Origin of the sequence: Brucella pituitosa (assembly GCF_003049685.1) — a bacterium.
Classification (GTDB): domain Bacteria; phylum Pseudomonadota; class Alphaproteobacteria; order Rhizobiales; family Rhizobiaceae; genus Brucella; species Brucella pituitosa.
Genome location: NZ_PYSY02000003.1, coordinates 371,352 through 386,530, shown reverse-complemented (window position 1 = coordinate 386,530; position 15,179 = coordinate 371,352). Strand labels below are relative to the sequence as shown.

The window sequence follows — 15,179 nt, the reverse complement described above, 5'->3', positions numbered from 1 at the left end:
CAACTTTGATGATTGATTTGACGCCGTGAGAAAAAAACAACGCACGCAACGCGCCGATGGTGGCGTAACCTACAACCGCATCCTGGAGGTGGCCGGAGAACTGTTCGCATCGTCCGGCTTCGCCGAAACGACAAACAAGATGATTGCCGCGCGTGCGGAAGTGGATCTGGCTTCTATCAACTATCACTTCAAAAGTCGCGACGGGCTTTATCAGGCCGTGCTGATGGAAGCGCATCACCGGCTTGTGAGCGTCGACAGTCTTGAACAACTCGCTTCAACCAATCTATCGGCCCGCGAGAAGCTGAGAAAACTGATTGAAGGTCTGGTGGCGAGTGCACTCGTCGACCAAGGTTGGCACGCTACCGTTCTCAGTCGTGAGATTCTCTCTCCAACATCCCATTTACAGTCACTCCAGAAAACGGTCATTCCGGAGAAGCTGCCGTTCGTTTTATCAATCCTCAGCGAAATTACCGCAGTCCCTGCGGGAGATCCTGCCCTGCTTCGCTGTCTGGTCAGCGTCATGGCTCCCTGCGCAGTGCTTCTCGTCATCGGACCACGTGTCACCCCCTTTGCGGATGAGATCCATCGTATGCCACGTGAAGATCTTGTCGAACATCTCTACCGTTTCGCTATTGGAGGGCTTGAGGCGATCGCGCACCATTAAGTAGGCCTCTGGATGAGGCATAGAAGATGAGTACCCACGCTGCAACCGATTAGAACGGCAAGAATAGGCAAGGCTGGTATATCGAGCTAGAGGCAGTCTAAGGAACACCGTCGACCGTCTGCTTTCAGGAATACATCAGCGAACCCGAAGCGACCGCAATGGGGTCGGGAACTGCCAACGGCGGCCACACACGTTCCAAAGATGGTTGTGAGGTGGAAAGCTGAAAGGCCGCATTTGGAGAACAACCTTCACAAGCGGACAATCAATTGCACGTTGGCTTGGCAACTCTGACCCAGAACAGCCATCGCGCTTAACTCTGATTTAGCCTTGACACCGCGCCAGACGATCAATTCGCTGACAGAATTCGTTTTTTGCAGTGGCGTACGAAAAGGTGTCCCATACGAAGCGTTCGGCGAGTTCTCGCTTCAGTGTCTCGTATGCTTGCGCTTCTTTTGGATGAGAACTGAGATAATCGCGAAAGCGCAGATGTCTCCCAAATTCGGGGTTACTTTCGACCCACATATGCACATGATGGGTATGCGGATCTCCCTTTCGATAATAATGGCGGCCAGGAATGCCACCGTCTCCGCGATACTCATATCCCAAACCCCGCATCGCTTCCGCGCATACCAGTCCGTCTTCGTCTCGTTTCAAAGCAACTAATATGTCGATGATCGACTTTGCGACAATGCCGGGGATGGAGGTGCTGCCGACGTGGTGGATTGCCCTGAACCATCTTGATCTACGCTTCTCATCGCAAGCCGCTCCGCTTCGAATAAAGCGGCCCAGTTTGGGTCGTGCGACTGAAGGACTATAGGGGGTCTCATAAACGTGGCCTAACTTCAGTATGTAGCATTCGCATGACAATCTTCTCGTTTGCCCGTTTCTAGGCGCGAAGTAACCCTCATCCATGCTCACACGAACGTCTATTTTGGCGAAGCGGCAACGCCGCCGTTTCGACTGTAATGAGGTCGCAAACGGTCTTGGGGGTGGGTCACGCTCTATGGCGGCTATTTTATGCATGGCCGGCAAAATCGGACAGTCTGTTCCCGGCCCCTTGTTGCCAATTGAGAAGAAACACGTTCTGACTATTTTCAACCATTTTTGTCGGCTACCCGCCGGCCAAAGGCAAGGTGTTCAGATGCGCGTGAAGATGCTTAGTTATGCCGTAAATGGCCGATTCATGGCTGTACGCGTTCATCCGGCCTGCATCTGCGAGAGATTATTGATCTTGAAAGTGAAATTGATCTCGCTTGAGAATATAGAAAACCCGACAGAGTGGCCGGGTGATAGGATTGAGGTCAAATTGCGGATGATAGCCAATGCGATCAGCCCGCACTTTCAAGCAGTTTTCGCGCCTTGCCTTCCAGTTCGAGACGCGCGTCCTGATGGGCTTTTCCGCGTGCGAGTGCGGTAATGCCTTGCACAAAATCGAATATTGTCTCTGCAGGGCGGCCTTCTTCCTGGAACACCGTTTCGATGATTTTGCCGGTCTCGGCCTTCGAAAACCCACGCTTGCGCAGAAAATCAATGCGATCCTCGTCATTGCGCGCAACAACGCGTTCACGAGCCGCACGGATTCCCGCGATGAAAGACGTCGGCGAGGAGTTGGCAAAACGGCTCAGTGCGGGAGCCACTTCTTGAGCAAAACGCCTGGCCGCGAATTTTGAATGCCGGATAGTGATTTCTTCAAAATTCTCGCAGCCCCACAAATTTCGATTGCAGCAGACGGCTCGAAGATAAAAGCTCGCAATTCCAAGGGTTTTCGATCCGACCTCGCTGTTCCAGGCATAAAAGCCACGGAAATACAAATCAGGTTCACCGTTTGGCAGACGACCCGCTTCAATCGGATGGGTATCGTCACAGAGAAACACGAAAACATCGCGGTCGCTGGCGTAAAGCGTTGTGGTATCCTTGGTGACATCGACAAAGGGATTCTGGGTCATGGTCGACCAGTCCAGCACGCCGGGGATTTTCCAGCGGGTTTCTCCGGTACCGTTGCCTGCAATATTCATGATCGCCTCGATCAAATCCTTATCCCAGATCCGACCGTATTGCAGTCCAGTTACAGCTCGTAATTGGATGCGGCCATCATCCATCTCAAGCGTTTTGACCATTTCCGCACTATGGTTAAGAAGACCGTGCTGAAGATTGATCGCTGCCAGCGGTGCTGGTAGTTGTCGCATATAGCTTGCGGGCACCCCGACCAAATTGCAAAGTTGACCGTAGCTCCAATGTGTCGGTGCAATCGGATTCCGATTGCCTGGTACAATCAGCGACAAGCGTTCAGCATTGTCGCGAGCCGCATCAACACGGATTTCAGAACTTTCAACAGTTCGCACACGAGCATTCTCAGTGCGTGCACTGATCGCGCGATAAAGATCGGAAAGCGAGAGATAACACTCGTCATCGGGGCGTGAAAACCATTCAGACGAGACACGCCCGATCCGTTCCCCTCTGGAAATGTCGACTTTAAAACCGGGGGGACCGGCGATGGGCTGGGAATCATGCTGTTCATAATCATCTCCTGAAACAGACAAACCCGGTCGTCATGCGCGACAACCGGGCTGATGAGGTGAATGGGCTGGGTGTTACCGACGTCGATAAAACCGACGCAGGCTGAAGTTTCAGTCTATTGCCTGAAAAATCTCTGCGGCTTCCGGATGATAGGCGGCATAGGCATAGAGACGGCTATAGCCATCACAGAGCTGATCGGATTGATAGCGAAACAACAGATGGGAAAAGGCAAACAATGTTGCGATGATACCGGCAGCATCGGCCGATATTTCCCCCTGAAACCCGGTCATATCGCCAGTGATCCGAAAACGGTTCTCGGATTTAGGCGCCATGTAAAGCGGCTGACCCTCGTGCTCGTAGAAATCCCAAAAGCCGCCATTATAATCGAGTGGGCTGAGCCGCTGCATGATATTGTAGACAGTGCTTTCTGCGATAATCAGGAATGAATGTCCAAACAGGCCGGGCAGAAATTGCGCACGACGCGCATCGGAAACGACGGAAGCATCTGGGCGCACAAGCTCATAAACGGTCATTGGTCTTTCTCCAGAGAGGAAATTGGTTCAAGCCGGGCGATATCCTCTCGCAATCGCCCGATCCCCCTTCCCCGGCCCAATTTCTCCTCCACACAGACCTGGAACCTCCAATCCAGGCTGGCTACGTTGGATAAAACAAAGCCCGACTATGCACCGGACCTTGGTTGGGATGCGGATAGTTGATGGGAGATTGCTATTCGGCTGTCTCCAGCGTTCCATCACTGGACTGCGTGTCATCCATCAAAAATGCGGGCAGTTCGAGAGCCGCATCGTCAGACGCGTTATCGTCAACGACAGTGCTTGCTGCTTTGTCGTCACCGGTATCCATTGCCAGTTCATCCAATGGAAACCGCAGCACTTCCGGGAGCCAGCCACTGCCTTCAAGCAATCGGGCAGCTTCACGAGACATATCCGCTTTCTTCAGGTGGTCAATGAGTTGCGCAGACCGTTCACCTTTCGCGTCACGAACTGCCTGAAGGATATGAGCTTTTGTCACTCTGCCAAGGTAGTTGTCGGCCGTCGGAACCCAGCCTGCATCAACCATCCTAAAGCCCAGAGAATTGGCCAGCACAATGGCATGTGCGTTCTCTCGTGCCCGGCGGTTCCATGACTGAATGCTGGCATTCAGCGACAAGGAGACACAATGGGCAAACAGCGCCATGCGGCTCGCATCATCAAGGGCAACCAGATAATCCCAGAGTTCTTCGGCATTCTCAGGCAGGTCCTGCCCCCAGGCCTCCTGCCGCTGTTCGATCTCCTTGACCCAGACTGTCTCACCGATACCGGATGTCTGACCGAACGTCGTGTTTTGCATGGCGACCTCAAGACAGCTATCCGCACTAGAACGGTAAAAAGCCCTGAGAACGAAGGCATGCAAGGCGGCAATAAAGGCCACAAGGGGGTTGTTGGCCAGCGCATTGCGAAGGGCAACCGTGCGTTCTGCGGTCAGGTCTTCGATAAGTCGCTCGGAAAGCGGGCGGATCTGCTCATCTTCTTCATCCAACTCATCACCACCGGCAGGCTGAACGTTGACCGTAATACCACGATGGGTCGATGACATTGCGTTATCGTCATCACCGTCTCCGGCATTATCGGGATCATCAGTTCTGGCACCGTCATTCTCTGCGACAGGTTCATCTTCCGGGCGAACAAATCCACGTTCAATTTTCAGTTCGCCATTCACATCAATGGAGATGAAGGCCCCGCCATATGCGACTTCTGCCGGGTCGAACAGGTAAGGCCGGTCGTTGAGAGCATCAAGTTCAAGGCCAAGCTCTTCCAGGCGGGTTTCGGTTGCTTGAGAATATTCTTCTGCTTGTGCGTATTCCGCATCAAGCCGATCATATTCGGCTTTTAACTGATCAAAACGGGTAAGCTCGTCTTCCGTCATTTCGGGCTGGCGCCCATAAAACCGCCGCAGGCCGGACGTGTGGCCATATGGAAAGTCGATACCGGCATCCACCCATTTCCAGCCTTCCGCCGTCTTTAACGCTTCAGCGTCAATTTTCAGCTTTTCGAATACGAGCTGTTCCAATAATGCCGGATCCTGAAGCCAGCCACCTTCATCCTGCTGAAAGAGATCACGCATCGTGACACCGCCAGCAACCTCATAGGCGTCAACCCCGACATAAAGCGTTCTGCGGTCCGTTGCTCGAACCGCAGTTTCCGTTAGCAATCGCCGAATATAATACGGCTCCTGATTATGAGATCGCGAGACCGTGTCCCAGACCTGCTCCTGACGCGCATGATCATTGGTGATCAAAAACGCCATGATCTGGCCAAGCTTCATTTCGTCATTGGCATAAAGTTCCAGAAGCCGGGACGAAACTGACGCCAGCCGCAGTCGCTGCTTCACCGTTGCAACAGACATATGAAAACGGGCGGCGATTTCTTCTTCATCCAGTCCCTGTTCGCGTAAATCCAGAATTGCCCGAAACTCATCGAGCGGGTGAAGCTCAACGCGGTTGAAGTTTTCGGCAAGAGAGTCTTCTACCTCAAGAGTTTCACCACTGCTGACAATGCAGGGAATGCCTACCGTCTTCGAGAGCTTCTTCTGACTGACCAGTAATTCCAGAGCGCGGTAACGGCGTCCGCCTGCTGGAATGCGATAGATGCCGGTCTCCTTGCCATCAGCGTCAAGTTCCGCACGCACGTTAAGGCTAGTCAAAAGCCCGCGGTTGGCAATGTCGTCCGCCAGTTCTTCAATCGAGACGCCCGCCTCGGTCTTGCGGACGTTTTGCAGGCTGAGAACCAGTTTATTAAAGGGGATTTCCCGTCCCGTGTTGAGCGATATTTTCTGATTGGCCTGTGCCATGTCATTTCTCCGTGGCGGCCTGGCCGGAGCCTCTCTCCGACCATCACAAACCGCCACGAAATTTGTCTCCCCCCCTCTCCCTCCATACCTGTCCGCCTCACCATTTTCGGCCAGCTTAAAGGTCTTCCCTGGTCAGGTTTCGAGCTACATAGCGGTCGTTCATCGTTATGAATGACTTTCTTTGAAGCGGGCGCTAAGATGACTGGAGTTGTCGCAGATTTTGGGGATTGATGCGCCAAGAAAGACAGGAAATTGATAGCAAAACCAAAAAGTTTATACGGCCCTCAAGCACAGACGGAACGCGAAATGATGCGGAAGTTGGCGGTTATCCTCAGCACCATTGTCTTGGCGTATTCTGTCCCCGCGAAGGCTGATCGACTAGTTTGTTCTCAATCAGAACATCTGCGCTACATGAAAATGGTCGGCGAGGTTGGCGAGATGGGGATCGACCGTGACCCTGTGGGGGAAGATGTTGCGGCTTTCGAGAGGTTAACAGCCGCATATGAAACCCTCAACCCGAAGGGACCGAAGACCTCGCTTTTCGTCGCGTATGTTCCCACCGGTCAGATTTATAGTAAGGTATGTGCGCAAGAGCGTTGCACGATGGAAGAAATGGCAGCACCAGAGCAATCCTGTCTGATCGATCATATGAACCAATGTAGCTATATTGCACTTCGCTTCCGGGGCGAAGAGTTCTGCCTACTCCGTTCGCCGCAAAATTAGGTGTGTGGTCCCGGCATTTGATGGAATTTTTGTCGCCCGTTCGATCACCGGACTCCGTTCGGTATGCGGCTAATTTGTCTTTAAAATCCTCCGTTTTGCATCAGGGCGCGCTGACTTTGATTTCTCGCGGGAATTTCTGTCGCAATAACCGGGTGTAAAAGTCCGACTTACTTGATGAACTTTTGCGACACTGGCCGCCGCTTCTAACCTCTCTCTGACCGCAAGCAGACTGACGGGTTTCGGGAATTTGCGAAACGTATTCCAGTGACCGAAATTTACCGAAAGGCTGGCCAATGAAAAAGCGTAGTTTGGCAGAGGCTGCGCGCACTGAGGCCCAGGAAGAAGCCGGAATTGAAGGAAAGTTCGCCCGCTGCACGATAGGCCACTATCTTTATTGGAAGCGTCTGAAGAGAGTGTTCATTCCGATCAAGGTGAGCGTCTATCCCTCGCATGTTCAACATGAAAAGGCGCAATGGCGGGAATACAAGCAGCGTCAGCGCAAGTGGCTTTCACCTGAAGAAGCAGGTCTGTTGGTGGAAGAGCCGCAATTGATAAGTCTGATTGCATCGCTTTGCACTGATGAGAACAAATAATCTCCTTTGTCGGGAACAGCGGACTGCCATGTCGGTTAGGAGCAAATGAGAAAAGGAGAACGACATGGCTGACCAAATCGCGACCCAAGTGTCGAAACACCTTAAAAATTCATCGAAACCGTCCGAAAGAGCGTTCGAAAAGGTGAAGGCGAAAAAGGAAATAAACCACTTGAAAAACGACGATAATGAGGAGGACCGGCATTACATACAGCGGGTACCAGACAAATGAAAACGTTTCTTCCATTGATCATCGGCGTGATTTTGTTTCTGGTAGTTGGCTCTCTTCTCTATCAAGCCACCGACGACCACGCAGGCACGCAACCACCGCCACATTCTTTGCAGACCAATCCTTCCAACTAAACGCTCGCTCAGTGCGGGCGCTTTCCTCAAAGAATTGGCCTGCCGCCGGTAACAGCGATGGTCGCACCCGAAGTGTAACTTGATAGCGGGTCGGCCAGCATGACATACGCGGAAGCAAGCTCTGCTGGTTGGGCCGGTCTTTTCATTGGCGTCTGTTTGCCAAAATTCCGTACCGCGTCCTCAGGAAGGGTCGACGGTATGAGTGGGGTCCAAACCGGGCCGGGCGCGACCGCATTGGCGCGGATTCCCTTTTCCGCAAGAAGCTGGGCCAGGCCAGCGGTGAAATTTTGGATCGCTCCCTTTGTCGTCGCATAGGCCAAAAGGGTTGGATTCGGCATATCCGAATTGATGGAAGCCGTATTGATGATGGTTGCGCCGGGGTTCATATGAGGAAGCGCTGCTTTTGTCAGAAAAAACATCGCATGAATATTGACGCGAAATGTCAGCTCCCATTCTTCGTCGCTAATATCATCGAGTTCGGAGAAACTTGCCTGATGAGCCGCGTTGTTCACCAGAATATCAATGCCGCCCAGTTCGCTTACTGCACGATCAATCAGGTCTCGACAAGTTTGGGCTTGCTGGATATCGCATTTCACCAAAACGGCTTTTCGACCGTCTTTCTCGATAAGCGCTTTAGTTTCCAGTGCGTCGTCATCCTCTTCCAGATAAGCAATCAGGATATCCGCGCCTTCCCGTGCAAATGCAATCGCAACCGCACGACCAATACCGCTGTCTCCTCCGGTGATGACTGCCTTCATCCCTATCAGTTTTCTCGAGCCTTTATAGGAGGTTTCCCCGTGATCCGGTTTTGGATTCATCTTTGCCGTTATGCCAGGCATTAATTGGTGTTGTGTTTCGAACGGTGGCTTGGGATATTGGCTTTCCATTTTGGCTTATCCTTGTTTTTCGCCCGTTGCCTAACGGCGAAATGCCCGGCATGTTCCCAGCGTTCCAAAGCTTCACAATAAAAAACAACAAATTCTCGATATCGGCCTGCTATTGTTCCGTGTTACGGGGCAGGAACAGTGCTTCCGCTATCGTGAAAAGGTCCTTATGACGAGCGCTGAGCACAAATCCGGCATAACGCTGGCTGTCCAGTCTTGGATTATCCGAAAGTGCGAATATGAACGGTATGGCGCTCTGTTCCAGTTCCGCGATGAGCGGAAGCACCGCTTCCGGCTCCAGAGCGACATCCATAATAACGGCATCGACTGCTTTATTTTTCACATAATCCAGCGCCTGATTGGCAGTGCTTACGGGACCGAGCACGATAGTGCCAGCCTTCGCCAGACGGGCTCTTGCTTCCTCTGAAAGCAGAAAACCATCCTCAAAAACCAAAATACGTTTTCCTGAGAATAAACGCATAGTATCATCGTTTGATCTAATCATTACAAGCAGTTGGCCATGTCTGAAATCAAATGGCAAGATGTCTCGTGCTGATTTCATATCATGAACCACAACACGATTTCGCGGGAGCCGATGCCTGGATAACGCCATCTAGACTCCGTCCACGATGTCGTGAAGTTTATGGCGGGCGCGGTGCAGGCGGCTTTTCACCGTTCCGATCGAGCAATCGCAAAGCTTAGCTGTGCGTTCATAACTTTTACCTTCCAGCACCACTAGAGCCAGAACGCGGCGATATGTGTGAGGCAAAGTTTCAATTGCTGTTTGCACGTCGTGTGCCTCGAGCGTCAGCTCTTGTGAAGCTTTGACCGAAACTATGGCTGAAACGCACTCGCTTGCGCCCGGTGCCTCACGTTTTTGAATACGAATACGCGTGCAGAACGTGTTGCGCATAATTGTAAGAAGCCACGATTTCAGCGGGGAATAGGGAATGTATTTTTCCCGATTGGCCAGCGCTTTCATCAATGTTTCCTGAACAAGATCCTCAGCATCTTCTTTCTGACGGTAAAATGTACGGGAAAACGCGCGCAAAGCCGGTATCATCTCAACGAGATGCTCCGGCTCCAGCATGTAGTCTGGATTTGGCTTGAAAGACATCGTCTTAGCCTTTCCGAACAAAAGTCCGGTTTGAGGGTGGGGCGGCACAAGGCCGCCCCTTTGAATTACGAATTCTTATGGCTCTGTTGGCCTGCCTTTACATGCTGTTCATGGGTTCCCCCACGCGAAGAGGTCTGCTGTTGCTTGTCGCCGCCTCCGCTGCTTGCATGCTTGCCATCTTTCTTGTGGCTCTGCTGGCCGGCTTTCACGTGTTGTTCGTGTGTGCCACCTTGCGTGTGGTTCTGTGCCATTCTCTTTCCTTTCAGTGGTTTCAGACCATTGATTGTTGGGAGTGGAATTTGTCGCGCGTGACATCAACCTAACCAGAGAGAATGAATGATGTTCCGGTAAAAGGACTGTAATAAACTTCACGTTTCGGCGGCGCGTTCGAACTCCGCGACTTTGGTCAACTCCTTGAGAAACATCGAGCACTCGCGTTGAAACTCAGTTTACGGCTGAAGCCACCGGCGACAAGCTTAGATATTGCGGGTTGAAGAACGTTGGTGAAGGCGTCTTTTGCCGTGGTGGGTGTGCCGAAAATGTTTTACCGCATCGGTGATGTAGCATCGCTCGCGTTTAATACCGATTTCGTTGAGGCAGGCCCTTCGCTGAAACAGTCTCTGTTGTATTTCGATAGTGTTAGCAACGTCGACAAGTCCGCGCTTCCACGCAGACTTGTTCAAGGCTATGTTGGGGACGCGTGATTGCCGGGCTGTTATTGCTGACCTGAGGCCGAAGGCGGCGTCTGGGATTCCGTGGATACGGGCGGCTTGCTATTGTCATCCATGAAACCGCGACCGGGACGCATTTTTCCATAAAATTCAACTGCGCCCCAGACAATCATCGCCAGTATGAGGCTGCAAATGAGTATTGTGAGAATACGCCGTCCATTCAAACCCTGTCGGGCATTGCGTGGATCTACCTCTTTCATCTATCAATCCACCTAGCCCCAGCGCTGGCGTTCACGTTCAATTTCGTCTGCAGTGTAGGGATCGTCCGACGCATTGAAATGCTCCCATCCTTCTTCGATATAAGCATCGCGTCTTTGACCGATATTGACCCGTGCCCAGTCATCGAGAATAGCTTCGACCTTCTCTCGCTCTGTCTCATCGCAACGAACGGCAACCAGAGTGCTGCCCCGACGAATGGCTTCGCTATAGGCCTGCGCCTCTTCTTCCGGTACGCCGGTTTCAACAAGTGCACCCACAATACCACCGGCGACACCGCCAGCCGTAGCGCCACCGATGAGCCCGACAAGCGTGGCGGTCAGCCAACCACCGGCCACGACCGGGCCGACGCCTGGGATGGAAAGCAGGCCCAGCCCGGTCAACAATCCTGCGCCCCCACCAGCAACTGCACCGAGACCGGCACCAGTTTCTGCGCCTGTGACGGTACTCTGTTGGTCCTTTAGAGCTTCGCCTGCATATCGGCCCTCTGTGTTATTCGAGATCAAACTGATATTCTCGGCGGGGATCCTTGCTTCTTCAAGCGCGCGAACAGCGTCGACCGCTTCGTCGTGGTTGTCGAATAGAGCTGTGATGTAAGCCATTTTCATCTCCTGTTTCGGTTTCCGATCTCAGCCGGTCACTGCGTGGTGATGTTTCCTTGAAAATCGAGAAGAACCTTGACGGGCTGACCGTCGCGCGCAGCATCGGCGCGCCAAACGCCATCTTCACCGAGCTGTAGATTCATGATGTTGGTGAAACCCTCTTCGGTCAGGCGTTCCTTTGCCTGATCCTCGGTAAAACTGTTTTGCCCCGGTACCGGCGCCTTCGGATTTTTCTCTCCGGGCGTGGTGACTGCGGGAGTTTGAGGCTCTTCAGTAGGGGTGGTTTGGGCGAACGCCGCTGGTATGAGCAGCAGAAACGCTGCCCCTGCGAGATATTGAGTAGACCGTTTCATCGTTGGCTCCCTTGTTTCTGGGGGACTGTCCAAACCAACGAACCGGTACAATGTTCCGTTAGCGTGCACCGAGAACCATCTCTTTGATCCAGCGGGCCAAAAGCTGATTGTAGGCCTTTCGATGAAGGCCTTCGGTAAGTGCGTGATCCGCACCACCTAACATCTGAACGTCAACGATTGAGAATTGATGAAGGCAGTTTGATAACTCGCGACCGTCGGGTGGGGGACGATGATATCGTGCTCGCACTCGACCAGCAGTACATCGCCATGAAATTCTCGGGCCTGTCGAAGTGCGCGGTTGACATCAAAATTTACGAGTGTCGAACGATATGATTGCAGGTCACTGTGGTCGAGCCTTGCTTTAGGGACTTGCCAAAGCTGGTCACGATAAAGTGCCGGGGCTCTAAATACCAGCCAGCGGACGGGCCGAAACTCGGTCAGTGGCCAGCCGGTCATATGCAGCGATGGCATCGTCAAGATTTTCACCGCACGTTACGGTTTTGTTGCTGGACAGCAATTCCCCGTGACCGCGCAGGTCGAAGGTAAGACAAACACAACCGAGCGAGGATATCGTATTTGCTCATTCGATATCGCGTCCCTGGCTACCGGCCCAACCGTGCAAAAACAGAACGTCCGGGGATGGTGGTATCTGGAGAGATGACAGTCGCGGCCAGTTCGTACTGGTCGACGCTGACAGCGGTGAGGTTACGGATCATGATAGATTTTCTCAATTCGCGCATATTTATGCAGGGGCTGTCCGAAATCGTCCTCACCGGAATAGACGATGAAATCGTCGTCCCGGAACGTTGGCGCTTGTTCGCGGCTCTCGCGCAGGAAGGCCTGCACGGCGGTAATGCTCTCGTCCTGCATCAGTTTTTCCATCGCAAGGATTTCGGCGGGTGAAGCGCCTCCCACACGCCATGACTGTTCCAACACGCCGCAGCGGACGCCATTTTCCGTGATCGGCCCGACAAGAACATCGTAGTTTCTGCGCGACGCAACCAGTCCAAGATGTTGCCGGGCAGCTTCATCGTAGCGTCTGGCATTCTCAACGATCCTGTGCGCAACGGGCGAGTGGAGTTGACGAAGCAGTGCGTCCCAGCCGCCGCGCACCATACGCAAACGGCTACCCGCATAAACCGCACTCCCGTCATTGTCCTGAGAAGTATATTGACGGCCAAGATAGCTTCCAATGTGGTTTTCAATCTGGACCAGTCCGACGGAATATGTGGTGGAGTTTTCAACATGCTCTTCGATGACGAGCCCGTTTGCAATTTCGCGATCAGACACAGTTTCCAGAAATCCGTCGAGGGCGCGAACGGTTTCTATGACGATCTGGTCTTTGCCGCCGGACGCATAGGGATTTTTGAACCGGACCTTGTGCTTTTTCAGCAGGGTACCAGCGGCATCCAGTGCATGGCCATGTGAAAAGACCGAAAAGCCGGGCAGGACACAACCCTGCAACCAAGCTGCAAAGTTTCCTGCCCAACCTTCCGGCAAATTGTCATCGTCGTGCCAGTGTGGATGGGTAACCAGTTTCGTTGCCATAAAACCGTGATGAACGATGCCGCCGTAGAGGTTCTCAATGCTCATTTGGGGGTGCCCATCCTGGCGGACCAGAGCAAAAGTCGGCACGAAAAACGTTCCATTGTTCTCGTCAAAGCTTTGCAGGGTGGGCAGTAAGTGCCTGCCGGTCAACGAACATAGGCGTGCAGCCAACGCTTCCACGCTGGCTACTTTGTGAGGACTGTCGGAAGACTGGCAAACGACACGAATTTTTCGCGTAGGATCACCCCGGAATAGGGCACTTTCCATGTCATCACCTCGCTACCGGTCTTGAAAAGCACGAGATCAGGCGGCTTGCGCACGGAGATTGACAGAGGACTCGGCGAGTTTCGTCAGGTCCTTATCGGTCTGACCTTCTTCCTGTAGGGTCTGGTCGAGGAGTTTCGCCACATCATTGTGGCCGAGGGTTTCCGCCCAGCGTTTCAATGTGCCATAGCGCGTGATTTCGTAATGTTCGACCGCCTGTGCAGAGGATATCAAACCGGCGTCGAGGGCGGGACTATTCGCAAACTCTTCGATGATTTCCTCACCTTCAGCAATAATGCCTTCAATGGCATCACAGGTCTTGCCTTGTGCTCGCTTACCGAGAATCTCGAAGCATTGCTGCAGACGTTCCACGTGTCCTTCGGTCTGTTCCCGGTGTTTTTCGAACGCGTTCTTGAGCTTTTCATCGATGGCTGCACGGGACATTTTGGGAAGCGTTTTAAGAATCTTTCGCTCCGCATAATAAATGTCCTTGAGCGTATCGTAGAATAGATCGTCAAGATTACGTTGCTTGGTGCTGGCCATTTCCGGCTCCTCCTTATGGTTCGAACTGTTCTTGTCGTGCCACTGAAAATTGTGACAACGGTGCACCCAACCCGCCAGCAATAATTTTGTTTCGCACTGGCGCAAAAAAATCGCGACGGTCAGCTTAGTCCGGTCAGGGCTGCGACGTGGAGCGGGACGGCTGGTTGGGACTATCCGGAGAGACGCCGCCCTTGCACAATGTGATGAACAGGGTTCCCAGCCCGGGCAATGCGACGGCAAACATGACGACGGCAAGCCACTTCAGGATAATCATCGTTATTTCCTTTTCGTTCAGTCAGGACTACGATTTGTGCTCCGGCTTTCCCTTCTGTTTGGTAGAGGACATTTTTTCGAGCTCTTTCTCGCTCATGGACTTGGCCATTTCCCTGGATGCTCCACGGAGCTCGCTTTTTGATTTATCGCCGCGCTTCGCAGCCAAAGCCGCGCCAGCAGCCTGTTGCTGTGCTTTGGATTTTGCAGGCATCTTCATCTCCTGTGAGGGTTTGATCAGTCTCGACCGTTGTTTTCGCGTCTCTTTTCACGCGGACCGGGATGCTCAAGATCATTCGGGCGCGCGCCATTGGGGCTCGTCAAAATGCGTTGGACTGCTCATGCATCGGGCGTGCCTGAGGTTCCGTGTTTCACACCTTGACGGTTCGCCAGAGCCGACTCGATCTTTGTTGAGAAAGAGCAACCCGCAGTTTGAAGGGTCAGTATTGAACATTGTACTTTCTCCATTGCGAAGACCCGGTGATTAACAATGGCCCCGAACAAGCTGGCAGACACTTTGTTCCACAAGAGCAGGAAGCTTTGCGAAGCTGCGCGTAATCCTGGGTCACGGCTGCAGAGCAGTGAAAGGGGAACATGAACTGCCCTCGGCGGTTATCGAAACTTGCAACAGAGGAGTTTTGATATGGTCCAGGCAGAGAAATGGTCAGCCGACGTGACCGAACACAGCGACGCGTTAGATATCGAACCGCATGTGTTCGAGCAGGATGATCCGAAGGAAATCGCAGCTTCCCTGAACCGCTCGGCTGGTATGAGCCACAAACGCAAGGCGGAACCGTTTCGCTCGGCCATGTCCATGCTGACCTTCTACATCAACCGCGCTGGCAAAAACTTGCCGGAACCGCGCAAACAAGTGCTGGAAGCCGCCAAAGAAGAATTGCGCAAGGCTTACGGCAAACCATATCAGGCTTAACCTGCTTTGGACAAGG

21 protein-coding genes are annotated in these 15,179 nt (G+C 52.9%); 6 read left to right on the top strand and 15 right to left on the bottom strand.

The window, feature by feature from the left end; genetic code table 11:
- Positions 1 to 25: 25 nt before the first annotated feature.
- Positions 26 to 664, top strand: a complete 639-nt coding sequence (locus C9380_RS22140; RefSeq protein ID WP_128094696.1) for a TetR/AcrR family transcriptional regulator — start codon at positions 26 to 28, stop codon at positions 662 to 664.
- 321 nt (positions 665 to 985) lie between these two features.
- Here C9380_RS22140 and C9380_RS28585 read toward each other — a convergent pair whose 3' ends face one another.
- From C9380_RS28585 to C9380_RS22120, 4 genes are all read right to left on the bottom strand, one after another.
- A complete protein-coding gene (locus tag C9380_RS28585) occupies positions 986 to 1,576 on the bottom strand; it encodes a GrpB family protein (protein ID WP_164844716.1) in 591 nt (196 codons plus the stop codon).
- A gap of 416 nt (positions 1,577 to 1,992) precedes the next feature.
- Positions 1,993 to 3,159, bottom strand: a complete 1,167-nt coding sequence (locus tag C9380_RS22130) for a DUF932 domain-containing protein (protein WP_128094841.1) — start codon at positions 3,157 to 3,159, stop codon at positions 1,993 to 1,995.
- Between the two features lie 132 nt (positions 3,160 to 3,291).
- Positions 3,292 to 3,714 carry an antirestriction protein gene (locus C9380_RS22125; RefSeq protein WP_128094694.1) on the bottom strand — a complete coding sequence of 141 codons (423 nt, stop codon included), beginning with the start codon at positions 3,712 to 3,714 and terminating at the stop codon, positions 3,292 to 3,294.
- 193 nt (positions 3,715 to 3,907) lie between these two features.
- The gene (locus tag C9380_RS22120; RefSeq protein ID WP_128094693.1) at positions 3,908 to 6,028 is read right to left on the bottom strand and encodes a ParB/RepB/Spo0J family partition protein; all 2,121 of its coding nucleotides are present in this window, start codon (positions 6,026 to 6,028) and stop codon (positions 3,908 to 3,910) included.
- 306 nt (positions 6,029 to 6,334) lie between these two features.
- On the opposite strand from C9380_RS22120, the gene C9380_RS22115 reads away from it, so the two are divergent.
- The 3 genes from C9380_RS22115 (at position 6,335) to C9380_RS28365 (ending at position 7,704) form a co-directional block, all read left to right on the top strand.
- Positions 6,335 to 6,751, top strand: a complete 417-nt coding sequence (locus C9380_RS22115; protein ID WP_128094692.1) for a hypothetical protein — start codon at positions 6,335 to 6,337, stop codon at positions 6,749 to 6,751.
- Between the two features lie 293 nt (positions 6,752 to 7,044).
- Positions 7,045 to 7,344 (top strand): NUDIX hydrolase, encoded by a 300-nt coding sequence (locus tag C9380_RS22110; protein WP_128094691.1) that lies wholly within the window; start codon positions 7,045 to 7,047, stop codon positions 7,342 to 7,344.
- 225 nt (positions 7,345 to 7,569) lie between these two features.
- A complete protein-coding gene (locus C9380_RS28365) occupies positions 7,570 to 7,704 on the top strand; it encodes a hypothetical protein (RefSeq protein ID WP_282183935.1) in 135 nt (44 codons plus the stop codon).
- A gap of 26 nt (positions 7,705 to 7,730) precedes the next feature.
- On the opposite strand, the gene C9380_RS22105 is transcribed toward C9380_RS28365, so the two are convergent.
- The 4 genes from C9380_RS22105 to C9380_RS22090 form a co-directional block, all read right to left on the bottom strand.
- On the bottom strand, positions 7,731 to 8,591 hold the full coding sequence (locus tag C9380_RS22105) for an SDR family oxidoreductase (RefSeq protein WP_128094690.1): 861 nt from the start codon (positions 8,589 to 8,591) through the stop codon (positions 7,731 to 7,733).
- Positions 8,592 to 8,700: 109 nt separating this feature from the next.
- Entirely contained in the window at positions 8,701 to 9,042 is a 342-nt protein-coding gene (locus tag C9380_RS22100; RefSeq protein ID WP_252869828.1) for a response regulator, read from the bottom strand.
- Positions 9,043 to 9,201: 159 nt separating this feature from the next.
- On the bottom strand, positions 9,202 to 9,705 hold the full coding sequence (locus C9380_RS22095) for a sigma-70 family RNA polymerase sigma factor (protein WP_128094688.1): 504 nt from the start codon (positions 9,703 to 9,705) through the stop codon (positions 9,202 to 9,204).
- Positions 9,706 to 9,770: 65 nt separating this feature from the next.
- A complete protein-coding gene (locus C9380_RS22090; RefSeq protein ID WP_128094687.1) occupies positions 9,771 to 9,956 on the bottom strand; it encodes a hypothetical protein in 186 nt (61 codons plus the stop codon).
- Between the two features lie 252 nt (positions 9,957 to 10,208).
- On the opposite strand from C9380_RS22090, the gene C9380_RS26965 reads away from it, so the two are divergent.
- Positions 10,209 to 10,409, top strand: a complete 201-nt coding sequence (locus tag C9380_RS26965; protein WP_164844715.1) for a hypothetical protein — start codon at positions 10,209 to 10,211, stop codon at positions 10,407 to 10,409.
- Positions 10,410 to 10,420: 11 nt separating this feature from the next.
- Here C9380_RS26965 and C9380_RS22080 read toward each other — a convergent pair whose 3' ends face one another.
- From C9380_RS22080 to C9380_RS22050, 7 genes are all read right to left on the bottom strand, one after another.
- On the bottom strand, positions 10,421 to 10,636 hold the full coding sequence (locus C9380_RS22080) for a hypothetical protein (RefSeq protein ID WP_128094686.1): 216 nt from the start codon (positions 10,634 to 10,636) through the stop codon (positions 10,421 to 10,423).
- Between the two features lie 12 nt (positions 10,637 to 10,648).
- Entirely contained in the window at positions 10,649 to 11,254 is a 606-nt protein-coding gene (locus C9380_RS22075) for a hypothetical protein (RefSeq protein ID WP_128094685.1), read from the bottom strand.
- Positions 11,255 to 11,289: 35 nt separating this feature from the next.
- Positions 11,290 to 11,607 (bottom strand): PepSY domain-containing protein, encoded by a 318-nt coding sequence (locus C9380_RS22070; RefSeq protein ID WP_128094684.1) that lies wholly within the window; start codon positions 11,605 to 11,607, stop codon positions 11,290 to 11,292.
- Between the two features lie 705 nt (positions 11,608 to 12,312).
- The gene (locus C9380_RS22060) at positions 12,313 to 13,422 is read right to left on the bottom strand and encodes a DUF3182 family protein (protein ID WP_128094683.1); all 1,110 of its coding nucleotides are present in this window, start codon (positions 13,420 to 13,422) and stop codon (positions 12,313 to 12,315) included.
- Between the two features lie 36 nt (positions 13,423 to 13,458).
- Positions 13,459 to 13,962, bottom strand: coding sequence for a YciE/YciF ferroxidase family protein (locus tag C9380_RS22055; protein WP_128094682.1), 504 nt, complete (start codon positions 13,960 to 13,962; stop codon positions 13,459 to 13,461).
- 133 nt (positions 13,963 to 14,095) lie between these two features.
- Positions 14,096 to 14,236, bottom strand: a complete 141-nt coding sequence (locus C9380_RS26960; protein ID WP_164844714.1) for a hypothetical protein — start codon at positions 14,234 to 14,236, stop codon at positions 14,096 to 14,098.
- Positions 14,237 to 14,263: 27 nt separating this feature from the next.
- Entirely contained in the window at positions 14,264 to 14,446 is a 183-nt protein-coding gene (locus C9380_RS22050; protein WP_128094681.1) for a DUF3008 family protein, read from the bottom strand.
- 429 nt (positions 14,447 to 14,875) lie between these two features.
- Between C9380_RS22050 and C9380_RS22045 the strand changes: the two genes are divergently transcribed.
- Positions 14,876 to 15,163, top strand: a complete 288-nt coding sequence (locus tag C9380_RS22045; protein WP_128094680.1) for a DUF3175 domain-containing protein — start codon at positions 14,876 to 14,878, stop codon at positions 15,161 to 15,163.
- Positions 15,164 to 15,179 lie beyond the last annotated feature (16 nt).

Bases quoted from the DNA above. Each gene is read 5' to 3' on its own strand.
- C9380_RS22110 (WP_128094691.1), top strand. From the start codon at position 7,045: ATGAAAAAGCGTAGTTTGGCAGAGGCTGCGCGCACTGAGGCCCAGGAA.
- C9380_RS22070 (WP_128094684.1), bottom strand. From the start codon at position 11,607: ATGAAACGGTCTACTCAATATCTCGCAGGGGCAGCGTTTCTGCTGCTC.
- C9380_RS22080 (WP_128094686.1), bottom strand. From the start codon at position 10,636: ATGAAAGAGGTAGATCCACGCAATGCCCGACAGGGTTTGAATGGACGG.
- C9380_RS22045 (WP_128094680.1), top strand. From the start codon at position 14,876: ATGGTCCAGGCAGAGAAATGGTCAGCCGACGTGACCGAACACAGCGAC.
- C9380_RS22075 (WP_128094685.1), bottom strand. From the start codon at position 11,254: ATGGCTTACATCACAGCTCTATTCGACAACCACGACGAAGCGGTCGAC.
- C9380_RS22060 (WP_128094683.1), bottom strand. From the start codon at position 13,422: ATGGAAAGTGCCCTATTCCGGGGTGATCCTACGCGAAAAATTCGTGTC.
- C9380_RS22125 (WP_128094694.1), bottom strand. From the start codon at position 3,714: ATGACCGTTTATGAGCTTGTGCGCCCAGATGCTTCCGTCGTTTCCGAT.
- C9380_RS22090 (WP_128094687.1), bottom strand. From the start codon at position 9,956: ATGGCACAGAACCACACGCAAGGTGGCACACACGAACAACACGTGAAA.
- C9380_RS22115 (WP_128094692.1), top strand. From the start codon at position 6,335: ATGATGCGGAAGTTGGCGGTTATCCTCAGCACCATTGTCTTGGCGTAT.
- C9380_RS22095 (WP_128094688.1), bottom strand. From the start codon at position 9,705: ATGTCTTTCAAGCCAAATCCAGACTACATGCTGGAGCCGGAGCATCTC.
- C9380_RS22105 (WP_128094690.1), bottom strand. From the start codon at position 8,591: ATGGAAAGCCAATATCCCAAGCCACCGTTCGAAACACAACACCAATTA.
- C9380_RS22120 (WP_128094693.1), bottom strand. From the start codon at position 6,028: ATGGCACAGGCCAATCAGAAAATATCGCTCAACACGGGACGGGAAATC.
- C9380_RS26960 (WP_164844714.1), bottom strand. From the start codon at position 14,236: ATGATTATCCTGAAGTGGCTTGCCGTCGTCATGTTTGCCGTCGCATTG.
- C9380_RS28365 (WP_282183935.1), top strand. From the start codon at position 7,570: ATGAAAACGTTTCTTCCATTGATCATCGGCGTGATTTTGTTTCTGGTA.
- C9380_RS28585 (WP_164844716.1), bottom strand. From the start codon at position 1,576: ATGGATGAGGGTTACTTCGCGCCTAGAAACGGGCAAACGAGAAGATTG.
- C9380_RS22055 (WP_128094682.1), bottom strand. From the start codon at position 13,962: ATGGCCAGCACCAAGCAACGTAATCTTGACGATCTATTCTACGATACG.
- C9380_RS22050 (WP_128094681.1), bottom strand. From the start codon at position 14,446: ATGCCTGCAAAATCCAAAGCACAGCAACAGGCTGCTGGCGCGGCTTTG.